General features: G+C 70.3%; 15 protein-coding genes. 13 read left to right on the top strand and 2 right to left on the bottom strand.

The features are described 5' to 3' along the window. Positions 1–93: 93 nt before the first annotated feature. On the top strand, positions 94–528 hold the full coding sequence (locus ACIPJI_RS21380; protein ID WP_356619652.1) for a YchJ family metal-binding protein: 435 nt from the start codon (positions 94–96) through the stop codon (positions 526–528). A gap of 12 nt (positions 529–540) precedes the next feature. On the opposite strand, the gene ACIPJI_RS21375 is transcribed toward ACIPJI_RS21380, so the two are convergent. Beyond that, positions 541–798: a hypothetical protein gene (locus ACIPJI_RS21375; protein ID WP_159684097.1), complete on the bottom strand. Its 258-nt coding sequence runs from the start codon at positions 796–798 to the stop codon at positions 541–543. 789 nt (positions 799–1,587) lie between these two features. Further along, the gene (locus tag ACIPJI_RS21370; RefSeq protein ID WP_402248017.1) at positions 1,588–2,805 is read right to left on the bottom strand and encodes a helix-turn-helix domain-containing protein; all 1,218 of its coding nucleotides are present in this window, start codon (positions 2,803–2,805) and stop codon (positions 1,588–1,590) included. Between the two features lie 468 nt (positions 2,806–3,273). Between ACIPJI_RS21370 and ACIPJI_RS21365 the strand changes: the two genes are divergently transcribed. From ACIPJI_RS21365 to ACIPJI_RS21310, 12 genes are all read left to right on the top strand, one after another. After that, positions 3,274–3,843 (top strand): hypothetical protein, encoded by a 570-nt coding sequence (locus tag ACIPJI_RS21365; protein WP_356619648.1) that lies wholly within the window; start codon positions 3,274–3,276, stop codon positions 3,841–3,843. A 250-nt stretch (positions 3,844–4,093) separates the two neighbouring features. After that, the gene (locus ACIPJI_RS21360) at positions 4,094–5,470 is read left to right on the top strand and encodes a DUF6801 domain-containing protein (protein WP_402248015.1); all 1,377 of its coding nucleotides are present in this window, start codon (positions 4,094–4,096) and stop codon (positions 5,468–5,470) included. A 269-nt stretch (positions 5,471–5,739) separates the two neighbouring features. Beyond that, on the top strand, positions 5,740–6,726 hold the full coding sequence (locus tag ACIPJI_RS21355) for an ABC transporter ATP-binding protein (protein ID WP_402248013.1): 987 nt from the start codon (positions 5,740–5,742) through the stop codon (positions 6,724–6,726). Continuing rightward, positions 6,723–7,568: an ABC transporter permease gene (locus ACIPJI_RS21350; protein ID WP_356619644.1), complete on the top strand. Its 846-nt coding sequence runs from the start codon at positions 6,723–6,725 to the stop codon at positions 7,566–7,568. The genes ACIPJI_RS21355 and ACIPJI_RS21350 overlap by 4 nt, the downstream gene beginning before the upstream one ends. 3 nt (positions 7,569–7,571) lie before the next feature. Then, a complete protein-coding gene (locus tag ACIPJI_RS21345) occupies positions 7,572–8,375 on the top strand; it encodes an MlaE family ABC transporter permease (protein ID WP_402248011.1) in 804 nt (267 codons plus the stop codon). Further along, positions 8,372–9,610 carry an MCE family protein gene (locus tag ACIPJI_RS21340; protein ID WP_402248010.1) on the top strand — a complete coding sequence of 413 codons (1,239 nt, stop codon included), beginning with the start codon at positions 8,372–8,374 and terminating at the stop codon, positions 9,608–9,610. Before ACIPJI_RS21345 ends, ACIPJI_RS21340 begins: the two co-directional genes overlap by 4 nt. Continuing rightward, complete coding sequence (locus ACIPJI_RS21335) at positions 9,607–10,638, top strand: MCE family protein (protein ID WP_402248008.1); 1,032 nt, start codon at positions 9,607–9,609, stop codon at positions 10,636–10,638. Before ACIPJI_RS21340 ends, ACIPJI_RS21335 begins: the two co-directional genes overlap by 4 nt. Further along, on the top strand, positions 10,635–11,678 hold the full coding sequence (locus ACIPJI_RS21330) for an MCE family protein (RefSeq protein WP_402248006.1): 1,044 nt from the start codon (positions 10,635–10,637) through the stop codon (positions 11,676–11,678). Before ACIPJI_RS21335 ends, ACIPJI_RS21330 begins: the two co-directional genes overlap by 4 nt. Continuing rightward, positions 11,675–12,784 (top strand): MCE family protein, encoded by a 1,110-nt coding sequence (locus tag ACIPJI_RS21325; RefSeq protein ID WP_402248004.1) that lies wholly within the window; start codon positions 11,675–11,677, stop codon positions 12,782–12,784. Before ACIPJI_RS21330 ends, ACIPJI_RS21325 begins: the two co-directional genes overlap by 4 nt. Next, positions 12,781–13,956: an MCE family protein gene (locus tag ACIPJI_RS21320; protein ID WP_402248002.1), complete on the top strand. Its 1,176-nt coding sequence runs from the start codon at positions 12,781–12,783 to the stop codon at positions 13,954–13,956. The genes ACIPJI_RS21325 and ACIPJI_RS21320 overlap by 4 nt, the downstream gene beginning before the upstream one ends. Next, on the top strand, positions 13,956–15,230 hold the full coding sequence (locus ACIPJI_RS21315; protein ID WP_402248000.1) for an MCE family protein: 1,275 nt from the start codon (positions 13,956–13,958) through the stop codon (positions 15,228–15,230). The genes ACIPJI_RS21320 and ACIPJI_RS21315 overlap by 1 nt, the downstream gene beginning before the upstream one ends. Continuing rightward, on the top strand, positions 15,227–15,718 hold the full coding sequence (locus ACIPJI_RS21310) for a hypothetical protein (RefSeq protein WP_402247999.1): 492 nt from the start codon (positions 15,227–15,229) through the stop codon (positions 15,716–15,718). Before ACIPJI_RS21315 ends, ACIPJI_RS21310 begins: the two co-directional genes overlap by 4 nt. Position 15,719: the final 1 nt, after the last annotated feature.

The raw sequence follows: 15,719 nt of genomic DNA, 5'->3' as shown, positions 1-15,719 counted from the left end.
ACTTTCGCGTCCGGCGCTGGAGCATACGGAGGTCCCTCACGACTCGGAAGCCACGCGTGCGCCGCCTTTGCTCAATGGCTGGAAAATGAAGCCATGGCCCGACGAACCAAACACACCAGAGGCACCACGCCTCCCACCCTCACCGCCGAGTCGCCCTGCCCCTGTGGGCTGCCCGCCCCGTACGGGGAGTGCTGCGGCCGGTTCCACAGCGGGGAGGAATCCGCGCCCACGGCCGAGCTGCTGATGCGCTCGCGCTACAGCGCCTTCGTCGCCCATGACGCGGCGTACCTGCTGCGCACCTGGCACTCGTCGACCAGGCCCCGGCACCTCGAGCTGGACCCGGGCATGCAGTGGGCCTCACTGGAGATCGTCGCCACCACGGACGGCAGCGCCTTCCACACGAGAGGCACCGTGACCTTCCGCGCCCGCTACCGCCACCACGGCAGTCGGGGCGAGCTGCACGAGCACAGCAACTTCGAGCGCGAGAACGGCGCTTGGGTGTACGTCGACGGCACCTTCATCGAGTGAGGCCGCCGGCGGTCAGCGGTGCCGGCGCGGCATGACCGTGAGCCGGGGGTCGTACGCGGCCAGCACCTTGTTGGCCCGCGCGAGCGTGGCGAGCGCGTGCTCCCGGTCCGCCCGGTCCTCCGCGCACAGCGGCCCGCGGAACAGGCTCACCTCGCGCGCCGCGCACTCGGCGTCGATCTCCGCCTGGAGGATGTGGACCGGCATGCAGGACCCGATCAGCGCCGCGACGCGGTCGGGGATCGGCACCGGGACGAGGGGGGAGGCGGTCACGTGAAGTCCTTCTTTACCGTACGGGTCGCCCCGTGATCTCTCGTTACGCGGGAGTGAGTCGACCGCGTCCCGGCGGAGCTGCTCAGGAAGGACGAAGGTGCCGTACGAGAGGCGCGCACCGCACCCTTCGCCCGGCCGTCCGTCCCCAGCGGCACCGCCGACATACCTTACGCGAACGCCGCCGAAGCACCCGAATCGACGGCCTTGCGTCGAAAAAAGGACGCCGGTGGCCGGAATCCGGGCCGCGGGAACCGAATGCGCAGCTCAAGTGGGTGAAACGGTGAGCGGGTTGATCACTGCGGGGCTGCGGAGGGCCCACCGCGTCGCCGTGCCGCCCCGCTCCGGCCACGCCCGCTCCCGCCGTCCGGGCCGCCCGCGGCCGTCCCCTGTCGATCTTCGCCGCCTCCATCGCGGCCCGGAGCCCCGGCTGCCGGCGCGGCAAAAGCGCAGGTCAGAGTTGTGCGGCCCTGGCGTGAAGTGTCCTGTCCGCCGGCAGGGCCGGCCGGAGCACGGAGCTGCCGGACCACGCCCGGCCCCATCGGCCGCGGACCCGAGGGTGACACTGGCCACACTGGGCCGGACGCCCCGCCGAGGAGATCGTCCGGCCCTGATGAGACCTGCGGTGGCCCGCCGCCGGTGACGGACGCCCGTGATCACCGGCGGGGGACGGCGCGTCCTCGTCGCCTTCGGCGATCAGGACGGGCCGCCCGCGGGCGGCGTGGACCGGCGGTGCGGTTTGCGGTCCGGAACAGTCGCGGGACACGCCGTCCACGGAGCGGGGTACGGGTCTCAGGGCGCGCCGCCGTCGCGGCGCTCCCGTAAATGCAGCGCGCGCAGCACGCCCTCCGTCGCGAACCGGCTCTCGGGGTCGGTGAGCTGATCACCGAAGATGGATTCGAGATTGCGCAGCCGGTAGCGGACGGTCTGCGGGTGCACATCGAGCAGCTCGCCCATCCGGGCGGCGGTGCCACGGGTGTCCAGCCAGATCCGCAGGGTCTCGATCAGCCGGTTGCGGCGGGTGGGCGTCAGCCCGGCGAGGGGGGCGAGTTCGCGCTCCGCCAGCTGGTTCATCAAGGCGGGGTCCGACAGCAGCCACAGAGTGAGCATGTGGTCGGAGCAGAAGGTGAGCGGGGCGTCGTCCACGACACCCGAGTCGATGAAGTCGAGGAGGCGGCGGGCCCAGCGGATGGAGTCCGCGGCCTCGGCGGTCGGTACGGTCAGTCCCACGGCGGCCCGGTGGCCGGTCAGCGCGTTCTCCAGCGTGTGTCTTCGCTGGTCGTCGACCGGTCCCGGGACGAGTAAGTGCGGGTGCGGTCCGACGAGTTCCGAGAGGACATCGTTGTCGAGCTCCGTTCCGGCCAATTCCGGGGACGAGCGCAGGGCGACGAGGGTGACCTTCTCGGGCAGCGGCCACCCCGCCTGCTCGGACAGTTCCGCGATCGCGGAGCGCGGCACCGGCGGTCCCGCCATGATCAGATGCAGCAGCCTGCGCCGGACGGTCGCCTCCTGCGCGGCCGTTCTCGCCTGCACCTCCAGATAGCCCTCCCTGGTGAGCGCCTCGAGCTCGTCCACATAGGCGAAGAGGGCGTCGGCGAAGCTCAGCATCAGAGTGGGGGAGAGGTTGTAGCGCCGGCCGATCCGCTTGGCGCGGCGCAGGGCCACGCGGGCGCCGAGCCGGTAGGCCCCGTGGAGGGAGTCCAGGCTCCGGCCCTCGTAGGCCTCGAACCGGCCGAAGCGACGCAGCATCTCGTCGCGCAGCGGTGACGGCGCCGAAGGGGACGCCACCTGGTCGACGAAGACGGAGATGTTCTGTTCGACGCCGATCTGGATGGCCTGCCCGTACGGGCCCTTCAGTAATCGCCCGTACTCGGGGTAGGCACGGGTCACCTCGATGCCGATCTCCTGGATCAGGCTGGGCAGTTCGGGCCTGATGATGGCGGCGAACTCCTGTGGCAGCGGCCCGAGCGGCTCTCCGGCGTCCGACGGCTGGGTGGTCGTTCTCGGCATGGTTGTCCCCTCGATCTCCGGGTGTCCGGCGGGGGTGGGGGCTGTGGGGGAAGCGCTCCCACGGACCGACAGGCGTGACGACTTCGTGGGTGCTGAACATAGTCCAGCGCGGAGCGCCTGCACAGCGGTCGGTACGGGGCGGCGTGGGCGCGGAGCGGCCGGGGGAGCGGGCGGCGCCGGAGGGGAGTGCTCACTTCCGGACAAGAATCCGGGGCGGCCTGTGGCGCCGGCGACAAGAAAATACCGGCTGGTAGCGGCATTGCGGGAATCTGCCGAACCAGTATTGCGCGTCTGGTTACCCGCTCGTAGCGTCACTCCGGAAGTTGCACGACCGGGTGGCCATGAGAATTCGACCCGCGTACTGAGCCGCAACGCTTTTCGGCCCGTCCGCCAGGGCCGAAAAAGGTCCATCAGGCAAGCCCCTCTCCCTGAAGGGAACTACCCGTGCGAAGAATTGCCAGAAATGCCATGATCGCCACGGCGGCGCTGACCGCCGCACTCGGCATGACGGTGACGCAGGCCTCGGCCACGTCACTGGTCACATGGACGGTCACCCCCGGTGGACCGTTCACCGCCGTCGCGGCCAACCCCACCCTCACGGTGCCCGCCGCCACCCTCGACTGCGCCTCCTCCAACGCCTCGGGCTCGCTCGTCTCCGGCTCCGGCAACGCCGGCGACGGCATCGGCACCATTGCCAACCTGACGTTCGAGGACTGCTCGGTGATCGGCATCCCGTTCGATGTCACCAGCAAGAACTTCCCGTGGAGCCTGAACGCCACCGGCGTCAGCGCGGTGCCGAACGCGGTCGACGGCTCCATCACCGGCGTGGACGCGAGCATCAGCGGCTCCGGTTGCACCGCGGACTTCGCCGGCACCGTCACCGGCCACTACAAGAACGACACCAAGCAGCTGGTGATCAACGGCGGCAGCCTGGTCGCCTCCAACGCCGACTGCCTCGGCCTGATCAACGACGGCGACGAAGCGCTGTACGAGGCCGTCTACGCGGTCTCGGGCGGCCACACGATCTCCCCGGACTGACACCCGTCGCCGGCCGCGCGGCCCGCCCCGTGACCCGGTCCCCCCGGGCACGGGGTTCCCGCGGCGGATCTCCGAGCGGATCGAAATCCCCGGCAATAAAGCCGAACACCAGTCAATGGGGGGCACCATGATGACGGGCGTTGCAAAACGTCCTCCTCGCATTTCCCGTGTCGCCTTTCTCGGTGCCGCGGGATTGGTCGCCGGAATTCTGGCAGGTCCCGGTTCTGCCGCCCGGGCGCAGGACACCGATGTGAGTGTGGCGTACGAGTGCGGGTTCCCGTCGGGCACCCGTACCGTGACCGCAGAGATCACCGGCGTGTATCCGGACGCGGGCGTGGTGAACCGGCCCGTCCGGCCCGGTTCACCGGCCGTGCGGCTGACGATCGGGCCGGCCGCCCTCGAAGGTGTGCTGCCGCAGGGCACGACGGCCGTCGCCGGTCTTGCCGATCTCACCGTGCTCGTCGCACAGAAAGGGCGTTCTGCCGAGGCCCGTTGGGGAGCTCTGGCCGCGCCGGCCGTTCCCGTACCGGACGGCTCGGGAGACCTGGTGCTCGAACACAGCGGCGCCGTCCCCTCCGTGACCGTCACCGCCCCCGGCGACATCACCTTCACCGCGGACGCCATGAAGCTGGAACTGCGGCCGCGGACGGGTGAGGAGACGCAGCCGGCGGCGCTTGCCCCCGTCGACTGCCGGCCGGCCGAAGGACAGGACGCCCTGCTGGCGACCGTGCCTGTGCCCGTGCCCGGCGGCACCCGCCCCGACCCTTCGCAGGAGCCGGGCCCCTCCGCGTCCCCCACCGCCGAGGAGCCCGTGCGGCCACAGGACATCGCCGTAGAACCCTCGCCGTCCGAACCCGCGAGCCCCTGCCCGACGGAGAAGCCCGCCGGCGGGATCGACGAGAGCTTCGTGCCCCGGCCCCCGCCCGGCGGCGAACCGCCCCGCGTCACCATCCTGCCCGGCAGGCTCGGCTGCGCGTACGCCGTCGGTTTCGCCAACGTCGAGAAGCTCGGCGGCGCGATGATCGTCAACGATCCCTCCGGCGCTCCGCGGCTCATCAACGTGCTGGCCGTCACCCGGTCGGTGTCCCGTCCGGGCACCCGGCCCGGCGGCAGCTACTTCCGCGCCGACTCGTACGGCGAACTGCCGTTGCCGGACGCCACATCGACCTTCCTCACCTTCGGGTTCCAGCCCGTCACCGCGAAGGTCGAGTTCACCAACGGTCCCGTCACCATCTCCACCGGAACCATCGGCTCACCGCCCAACAGGATCAACTTCGCCCAGGCGGGCTTCTACCAGTCGCTGCGCGTCTACGACGTCGAGGTCAACGGCACACCGCTGGACGTCGGCCCCGCCTGCCGGACGGCCCGCCCCTACCGGGTGGTCCTGCACGGCAAGTTCCCCGACTACGAGAACGTCTTCAAGGGCGGACCGATGCGGGGCACTGTGACGATCCCCGAGTTCTCCGGCTGCGGTACGGGCGGTGAGGACCTCGACCAGCTGTTCAGCGCGTCACTGTCCGGGCCGGACAACCTGATCGCCATGAGGCAGGGCCCGCTGTGCATCCCGAACAGCCCGAACAACGAGTGCCCGCCCACGATTCCGCCGCTCCCCGGCCAGGAGACCTAAGGAGCCGTCCTCCCGATGACCGCGCTCCCGCACCGCCCGGCCGCGGTCGGGCCGGCGCCGCCGCCCTGCGCCCGTACGCACCGGGGGACAAGGTTTCCCCGCCGCGTTGTCATGGCGTGACAAACCAATGAGTTCGGCCTGAATGCGCTGGTCACAGCCATTGCCCCGGCTGCGTACCCGAACGTAACGTGCGGGCGCCCGGTGCACTTCCGCCACTTTCGACACCCGTGCGCAGCCCGCTGCCCACGGACCACCGAACGGGAGGTGAAATGGGAATCGAGGTAGTCGTCGAAGGACTCACCAAGTCCTTCGGCAAACAGAACATCTGGCAGGACGTCACGCTCACCCTCCCGGCCGGAGAAGTCAGCGTCATGCTCGGGCCCTCGGGAACCGGGAAGACCGTCTTCCTCAAATCCATCATCGGACTGCTCAAGCCGGAACGCGGCCGCGTCCTCATCGACGGCGTCGACATGGTGGGCAGCCCCGAACGCGACATCTACGAGACGCGCAAACTGTTCGGCCTGATGTTCCAGGACGGCGCGCTCTTCGGATCGATGACGCTCTTCGACAACATCGCCTTCCCCTTGCGTGAGCACACCCGCAAGAAGGAGTCAGAGATCCGGCGCATCGTGATGGAGCGCATCGAGGTCGTCGGACTCCTCGGCGCCGAGGGCAAACTCCCCGGCGAGATATCCGGCGGTATGCGCAAACGCGCCGGGCTCGCCCGGGCCCTGGTCCTCGACCCGCAGATCATCCTCTGCGACGAGCCCGACTCCGGTCTGGACCCCGTGCGCACGGCCTATCTGTCGCAACTGCTGATCGACCTCAACGCGCAGATCGACGCCACGATGCTGATCGTCACCCACAATCTCGACATCGCGGCCACCGTTCCGGACAACATGGGCATGCTCTTCCGCCGCAACCTCGTCACCTTCGGGCCCCGCGAGGTGCTGCTGACCAGCGAGGAACCGGTCGTCGCCCAGTTCCTCGGCGGGCGGCGGGAAGGCCCCATCGGGATGTCGGAGGAGAAGGACGCCGCCACCCTGGCGAGGGAGCGGCGATCCGGCGTCGGCGACCACGCAAGGCCACCGCGGATCGTCGTCCCCCAGCTGGAACCCTCACCCGGTATGCCCGTCCGCCAGGGTGCGCTGCGCCGCAGGGAACGGGTGCTCGGCATGATGGCCCAGCTGCCGGAGGCGGCCCGCACCGCGATCATGCGGAGCTACAGCCCGGCCGGCGGCGGAGTCACCGGATGACCGCCCCGCTGCCGGTGCGGCCGCCCGCACCGTCCGACGACAGGGCAGCCGGCGTACCGACGGCGAGAGGGCCCGCGAAGCTGCTCGCCCCGCTGCGCGAGACCGGCAAGCTGTTCGCGCTCGCCGCCGAGGTGACCCGGGCGATCTTCCGCCGGCCGTTCCAACTGCGCGAGTTCGTCGAGCAGTTCTGGTTCGTGGCCAGTGTCACCATCCTCCCGGCCGCCCTCGTGTCCATCCCGTTCGGCGCGGTCATCGCCCTCCAGGTCGGCTCGCTCACCCAGCAGCTCGGCGCTCAGTCGTTCACCGGCGGCGCCAGCGTTCTCGCCGTCATCCAGCAGGCCGGCCCGCTGATCGTCGCCCTGCTGATCGCCGGTGCCGGCGGCTCGGCGATCTGCGCCGACCTCGGCTCCCGCAAGATCCGCGAAGAGCTCGACGCCATGGAGGTCATGGGCGTCTCGCCCGTCCAGCGCCTGGTCGTACCGCGGGTGCTGGCCACCATGCTGGTCGCCGTACTGCTCAACGGCATGGTCTCCGTCGTCGGCACCCTCGGCGGCTACTTCTTCAACGTGATCATGCAGGGCGGCACCCCCGGCGCGTACCTCGCCAGCTTCTCCGCCCTCGCGCAGCTGCCCGACCTCTACATCAGCGAACTCAAGGCCCTGATCTTCGGCTTCATCGCCGGCATCGTCGCCGCCTACCGCGGACTCAACCCGCGCGGCGGGCCCAAGGGCGTCGGCGACGCGGTCAACCAGTCCGTCGTCATCACCTTCATGCTGCTGTTCTTCGTGAACATGGTCCTCACGGCGATCTATCTCCAGATCGTCCCCCCGAAGGGGGGCTGAGCGATGTCCGTGCTCGGCCGGCTGGACCGCGGCGGTGACCAGCTCATCTTCTACGTACGGGCCCTCCTGTGGATCCCGAAGACCCTGCGCCGCTATCTGCGCGAGGTCCAGCGCCTGCTCGCCGAGGTCGCGTTCGGCAGCGGCGGCCTCGGCGTCATCGGCGGCACCATCGGCGTGATGATCGCCATGACCCTGTTCACCGGCACCGTCGTCGGACTCCAGGGGTACGCGGCCCTCAACCAGATCGGCACCTCGGCCTTCACCGGCTTCGTCTCCGCCTACTTCAACACCCGGGAGATCGCCCCGCTCGTCGCCGGCCTCGCGCTCTCCGCCACGGTGGGCGCCGGATTCACCGCCCAGCTCGGCGCGATGCGCATCAACGAGGAGGTCGACGCGCTAGAGGCGATGGGCGTGCGGTCCATGCCGTACCTGGTCACCACCCGCATCATCGCCGGCGTCGTGGCCATCATCCCGCTGTACGTGATCGGACTGCTCAGCTCCTACCTCGCCTCGCGCTGGGTCACCGTGCTGTTCAACGGCCAGTCCGCCGGCACCTACGACCACTACTTCGATCTCTTCCTCTCCCCGGACGACGTCCTGCTGTCGATCCTCAAGGTGCTGATCTTCAGCGTGATGGTGATCCTCGCGCACTGCTACTACGGCTTCCGCGCCTTTGGCGGCCCGGCCGGTGTGGGCGTGGCCGTCGGCCGCTCCGTACGCAACGCCATCGTGCTGATCAGCCTCACCGACTTCTTCCTCTCGCTCGCCATCTGGGGCGCGACCACGACGGTGAAGGTGGCCGGATGACCGCGCACACGGCAAGAAGACGGCTCGCGGGCGTGGCCTTCCTGCTCGTGCCCGTGCTGCTCGTATGGCTCTCGGTGGCCGTCTACGACAAGAAGTTCACCGACGACGCCACCGTCACCGTCCTCACCGGAGCGGCCGGCAACGAGATGCACCGGGGCGCCGAGGTCAAAGTGCGCGGCGTCGTCATCGGCGAGGTCCGCGACATCCGCGCCGACGGCACCGGAGCCCGGCTGACCCTCGCCGTCGACCGTGACGAGCTCCGGCGGGTGCCCGCCGACGTCACCGCGCAGATGCTGCCGACGACCCTTTTCGGAGAGCGCTTCGTCGCCCTCGTGCCGCCCGCCCGCAACCCCTCCGCACGCACGCTCGGCGCGGGGGACACCATCACCCAGGACCGCTCGAGCAACGCCGTCGAACTGGAACAGGTCCTTGACAACGTGCTGCCGCTGCTGACCGCCGTCAAGCCGGAGAAGCTGTCCGCCACCCTCACCGCCGTCTCCCAGGCACTCCAGGGCCGCGGCGACCAGCTCGGCGAAACGCTCGTCACCCTCGAGGGCCACCTGAAGAAGCTCAACCCCCAACTCCCGGTGCTCAACCGGGACATCGCCCACCTCGTCGAGGTGAGCCATCTCTACGCGGACGCCGCGCCCGACGTGCTCCAGGCGCTCACCGACTTCACCACCACCAGCGGCACCATCGCCGACCAGCAGGCACAGCTCGCCGGACTGTACGGCTCGGCCACCACATCTGCGCAGGACCTCACCTCCTTCCTGCGAAAGAACCGGAACAACCTGATCCGGCTGGCCGCCGCCGGCCGGCCCACCCTCGAACTGCTCGCCGAGTACTCGGCCTCCTTCCCGTGCACCCTGCGCACCCTCGCCGGGTTCGTACCCGCCATGGACAAGGCCCTCGGCAAGGGCACCGACGAGCCGGGGCTCCATGTGGACGTGACCGCCGTGCCCTCGCTGGGCAAGTACGTGTCCGGCAAGGACACCCCGGCCTACGACAGCGGCGGCGGACCGCACTGCTACGCCGTCCCCTACACCGGCAGGCCCGCCCCCTCCGCCGCGCGGGCGGCCGCCGAGAGCCTCGGCCTGCCCAACTCGCCGCAGGAGAACCGGCTCGTCAACGAACTGATGGCGCCGGAGCTGAAGAAGGCCCCGGACAAGCTGCCCGACTGGAGCAGCGTGCTGACCGGCCCCGTCTACCGCGGTGCGGAGGTGACGCTCAAGTGAGACGCCGCTCTCTCGCGGGGCCGCTGGTCAAGTCCCTCGCGTTCATCGTGGTGACCGTCCTCGCCACCACCGCCCTCGCCTTCGGCATCGCCAACACCTCGGTCGGCGAGACGTCCCCCTACAAGGCGCGCTTCACCGACGCGACCGGACTCGTCCCCGGAGACAGCGTGCGCATCGCGGGGGTCAAGGTCGGCCAGGTCGAGTCGGTGAAGGTCGTCGAGCGCCGGGTCGCCGAGGTCGCCTTCGACGTCCAGAAGGGCCGCACACTGCCCGCCTCGGTCACCGCGTCGATCAAGTACCTCAACATGGTCGGGCAGCGCTACATCGACCTCGACCAGGGGACGGGGCCGGTCGGCCGCGCCTTCGCCGCGGGCAGCACCATCCCGCTGGAGCGCACCACCCCCGCCCTCGACCTCACCCGGCTGTTCAACGGCTTCCAGCCGCTGTTCGAAGGCCTGTCGCCCGGGGAGATCAACGACCTCGCCGGCTCCATCGTCCAGGTTCTGCAGGGCGAGGGCGGCACCGTCGACAGCATCCTGCGGCACGTCGGCTCGCTGACCGGAACCGTCGCCGCGAAGGACAAGGTCATCGGCGAGGTGGTCAGGAACCTCAACACCGTCCTGAAGACCGTCAACGACCGCGAGGCGGGCTTCGACGAACTCGTGGTCACCCTCCAGAAACTGGTCAGCGGATTCTCCGGCGACCGCAAACCTCTCGGGGAGGCCGTCGCGGCCATGGCAGACCTCACCACCGTCACCGCCGACCTCCTGAAGGACGGCCGGCAACCCCTCAAGAAGGACATCGCGGAGCTGGGCCGCCTGTCCCGGCAGCTGGACAAGGGCTCACCCCGCGTCGAGGAGTTCCTTCAGCGGACACCCGCCAAGATGCAGGCCGTCACCCGCCTCGCCTCCTACGGCTCGTGGCTGAACCTCTACCTCTGCGCAGCGAAGGTCAGGAATGTCGCCACGTGGGACGGCAGCCCGCCGCCCACCGGAATCGGGATCACCGAGTCGAGGTGTCGCGGATGAACAGCTTCCGCTTCCGTCCGCGGTCCGTGAAGGAACGCGACCCCGTCGCCGTCGCCCTCGTCGGCCTGCTCGTCCTCGCCCTGCTCGGCATCACCGCCTACAAGGCGGACGCCCTGCCCTTCGTCGGCGGCGGAACCACCTACAGAGCCGACTTCACGGAGGCGGCGGGGCTCGACGAAGGCGACGAGGTGCGCGTCGCCGGCGTCAAGGTCGGCGAAGTCACCGCCGTGGCACTCGCCGGTGCCAGGGTCAGGGTCGACTTCTTGGTGAAGGACGCCTGGATCGGCAACTCCAGCACCGTGGCCATCGCCATCAAGACCCTCCTCGGCGACAAGTACCTCGCCGTCGACCCCCTCGGCACCCGCGCCCAGGACCCCTCCGAACCCATCCCCAGCAGCCGCACCACCTCTCCGTTCGACGTCACCCAGGCCTTCAACGGGCTCGGCGAGACCATCGGGAAGATCGACACGGCGAAACTCGCCGAGAGCTTCAGGACGATCAACGACACCTTCAAGGACTCCCCGCCGAACGTCCGCAACGCGGCGACCGGCCTCGCCGCCCTGTCGAGGTCCGTGTCCGAACGCGACGCGCAGCTCGCCGAACTCCTCAAGGGCAGCAAACAGCTCACCAAGACCCTCGACGGGAAGAAGAGCAGCTTCGAGCTGCTGCTCGAGGACGGCAACGACCTCCTCGGCGAGATCAGGTCCAGACGCGACGCCATCCACGCGCTCCTCACCGGCACCAAGAGCCTCGGCATCCAGCTCGGCGGAGTCGTCCAGGACAACGAACGGCAGCTGAAGCCGACCCTCGACGCGCTCGGCAAGGTCACCGCCGTCCTGCTGAAGAACCGGGAGAAGCTCGACCGGACCCTCGCCCTCGCCGGGCCGTACTACCGGCTCGTCGGCAACACCCTCGGCAACGGCCGCTGGTTCGACACCTACGTCTGCGGCCTCGTCCCCAAGAACTACCTGCCCGCCGGCACACCGCCGGCCACCGGCTGCATGCCCCCGAAGCCGACCGTGAAGGGCGGAGGATCGTGAACCTCAAGCGCATCGTGGGCATCGGCGCGGGCCTGGCCCTCGTGGCCGTCGCCGGGACGTCCGGAGCGATGGCCCTGAAGGAGTCCGCAGCGACCCGGATCACCGCCTACTTCGACCGGGCCACCGGCGTCTACGAAGGATCCGACCTGCGCGTCCTCGGAGTGAAGGTCGGCACCGTGGACACCGTGCGGCCCGAGGGCGACCAGGTGAGGGTCACCCTGCTGCTCGACGAGGACGTCCACGTCCCGAAGGACGCGCACGCCGTCGTGGTGGCACCGAGCGTCGTCGCCGACCGCTACATCCAGCTCGCCCCCGCGTACACCGGCGGCGAACGGATCAAGGACGGCGCGGTGCTCCCCGCCGAGAGGAACGCGATGCCCCTCGAGGTCGACCAGTTGTACGCGTCGATCACCGAACTCAGCACGGCCCTCGGCCCCGACGGCGCGGGCGCCGACGGCGCGCTCGCCGGCCTCCTCGACACCGGCGCGGCCAACCTCGAGGGCAACGGCAAGGCCATCGGCGACTCCATCGAGCAGTTCGGCAAGGCCGCCAAGACCCTCGACGGCAGCAGCGGCGACCTGTTCGCCACGCTGTCCTACCTCCAGTCGTTCACCGCCATGCTGAAGAAGAACGACGGCAACGTCGCCAAGGCGGAGAAGCAACTGGCTTCCGTCACCGGGTTCCTGGCCGACGACAAGGAGAATCTGGGCGCCGCGCTCAAGGAACTCGGCACGGCGCTCGGCCAGGTCAAAGGCTTCATCCAGGACAACCGCGGCAGCCTGAAGAAGAACGTCGACGCGCTCGTACCGCTGACCCGGACCCTGGTCGACCAGCGGGCGTCCCTCGCCGAGGCCATGGACACCGCCCCGCTCGCCGCCGGCAACGCGCTGAACGCCTACGACCGGGTGAACCGCACCCTCAACGGCCGTGCCGACATCAACGAACTCAGCTACGGCCCCGAGATCACCGTCCCGCCCGACACCGTGTCCACGGCCGGACTCGTGCCGGTGGACGGCTCACGGCGAAAGGCGCTGCCCGCCCTGCCGCTGCCACCGGTCGGCACGGTCTACGGCACCCCCGAGAAGCGGAAGGGGGAGTCCCGTTGAACCGCGCCCCGACCTCTCTGACCGGCGCGGCCGCCCGCCCAGCCGCCGCCCGAACCCGCCGGCGCGGCGCCGTCGCCCTCGCGCTGACGCTCGGCCTCACCCTGTCGGCGGCCGGCTGCTCGGTGCCCGAGTTCTCCGGCATCGAGCAACTGCCCCTGCCCGGCGGGGCCGACCTCGGCAGCGACCCGTACGAGATCACCGCCGAGTTCGCGGATGTGCTCAGCCTCGTCCCCCAGTCGTCGGTGAAGGTGAACGACGTCGCCGTCGGCCGCGTCACCAAGATCACGCTCAACCGGGACGACTGGTCGGCGAAGGTCACCATGCGGGTCGCCGGAGACGTGAAGCTGCCCGCGAACGCCTACGCCCGTCTGGAACAGTCCAGCCTCCTCGGCGAGAAGTACATCCAGCTCACCCCGCCCGACAAGGCCACGGCCGCACAGGGCACGCTCGCCGACGGCGCGGCCATCCCGATGAGCCGCACCAACCGCAACCCCGAGGTGGAAGAGGTCTTCGGCGCGCTGTCGCTGCTGCTCAACGGCGGCGGCGTCAACCAGATCAAGACCATCGCCACCGAGCTCAACAAGGCGATCGGCGGCCGTGAACCGAAGGTCCGCTCCCTGCTGAAGCGACTCGACACCCTCGTCACCAGCCTCGACGACAACAAGGAGAACATCACCGCCGCCCTCGACGGGGTCAACCGGCTCGCCGCCACCCTCGCCACCCGCAAACAGCAGGTCGGCACCGTCCTCACCGGTCTGAGCCCAGGACTGAAGGTGCTGGAGGAACAGCGCGGTTCGCTGCTCACGATGCTGCGGGCGCTGGGCACCCTGTCCACCGTCGCCGTCGACACCATCGACAAGTCCAAGGCCGACACCATCGCGAGCCTGAAGGCCCTGGCGCCGACCCTCAAGGCGCTCGCCGACTCCGGCCAGGACCTGCCCGACTCCCTCCAGGTGCTGCTCACCTACCCGTTCACCGACGAGGTGCTGCGCGGGGTGAAGGGCGACTACCTCAACGTCTACCTCGATGTGACGGCCGCACCCGGCACGACGATCATCCCCGAGTTCGTGCCCGACGACGAGGAGCCTGCCGCCGCGCGGGCCAGGGGCACCGCGCCCCTGCCGCTCCCCGCGGTCACCGGCACCACCGGCCAGGGTGGAGGGGCCCGCTGATGCTCACGACCGCCATACGCCTCAAGAACATCGCGTTCCTGGTCATCACCGTCCTGGTGCTGGGGTTCGTCGGCGTCCGCCACGCCGACCTCGGCCACCTCGTCGGCATGCGCGACCACTACACCGTGAAGGTCGAACTGGCGCAGACCGGTGGCCTGTTCACCCACTCGAACGTGACCTACCGGGGAGTGTCCGTCGGACGGGTCGGCGACATCGAGCTCACGCAGGACGGCGTGGCGGCCGAGCTGCGGATCAAGGACGACGCCCCGCGCATCCCCGCCGACCTCGAAGCCGTCGTCGCCAATCTCTCCGCCGTGGGCGAGCAGTACATCGACCTGCGGCCGGCGAGCGACGACGCCCCCTACCTGGAGGACGGCTCGGTCATCGCCCGCGCCTCCACCCGACTGCCCGCTCCCGTCACCGACGTCCTCACCGGGGTCGACGACCTCGCCTCCTCGGTCGATCTGGAGTCCCTGCGCACCGTCGTCGACGAGTTCGGCGCGGCACTGAACGGCCGCGGCGACGACCTCCAGGTGCTGCTCGACAACGGCAACGAGTTCGTCCTCGCCGCCGACGAGGCACTGCCCGTCAACACCCGGCTGATGATCGAAGGAGAGACCGTACTGCGCACCCAGATCGAACACGGCAGGGCGCTCAAGGACTTCGCGGGCGGCGCCAGGGAACTCGCGGCCGAGCTGAAGGGCTCGGACACCGACCTGCGCGAGCTCATCGCCGCCGCGCCCGGTGCCGCCGGACAGATCAGCGGGCTGCTCCGCGACCTCGACCCGGCCTTCGGCGTCGTCGTGGCCAACCTCCTCACCACCTCCGAGGTCGCCGTCACCCGGCAGAACGGCATCGAGGAACTCCTGGTGAAACTGCCGGCGGTCGCCGCCGCGGGAGCCACCGCCGTCACCGGCGAGGGAGCACGGTTCGGCATGTCCGTCACCTTCTTCGAGCCGCTGCCGTGCACCGACGGATACGGCTCCACCGTCTACCGCAACGGCCTCGACACCTCGCCCGCCACCGCCACCGACACCGCCGCGCGATGCACCTCACCGCCGAGCAGCGGCAAGAACGTCCGCGGCAGCGCGAACGCGCCCACCGGCGGCCCGGTGCCCGACCCCGCACGGCCGGGCAGCGCGTCCTCGGCGGTCGGTACGGGCACCGGCGGAGGCGACAGGTCGGCGACGCTGCCGGGGGCACTCGGCCTGCCGCCGGTGACCGGCTCGGCCTCCGGCATGAGCGGTCTCCTTGGCCTGGAGGTCGCGCCATGAGGAAAGGCAGAGCGGGGCTCGCCGCCCGGACCTCCGTCGTACTGGCCCTGCTGTTCTGCGCGTTCGGCGGCTGGAGTTACGCGCAGGCCGACGGCGACGAGTCCCTGGCCTTCGCCGCCTCCCGCGACGCGGCCCTCGCCGAAGGGAAGCGACACGTCGAGACCCTCACCAGCTTCGACGGCAGAAAGCCCGAAGCGGCGCTCCGGCGGTGGCTCGACGCCTCCACCGGACCGCTGCGTGAGGAACTGCGACAGGCGAAGACCAAGGCCGGCCCGACGGCGCGTGCCCGGATCACCGACGCGGCCCTGACCGCGCTGGACGACCGGACCGGTACCGCCGAGCTGATCGCCACCGTCGAGGTGGAGACGGACACGGCCGGCGGCGGGGCGCCGGACACCGAACGCAAGCGGCTGGAAGCCGGCCTCGCCCGCACCGCCGGCGGCTGGAAGCTCCGGTCCCTGGCGGCGGTCCCGGTCGGAGGGGTGTGAC

It is taken from the genome of Streptomyces sp. NPDC086835 (assembly GCF_044745705.1).
In the GTDB taxonomy this organism is placed as follows: domain Bacteria; phylum Actinomycetota; class Actinomycetes; order Streptomycetales; family Streptomycetaceae; genus Streptomyces.
This window is presented reverse-complemented; position numbering and strand designations above follow the sequence as displayed.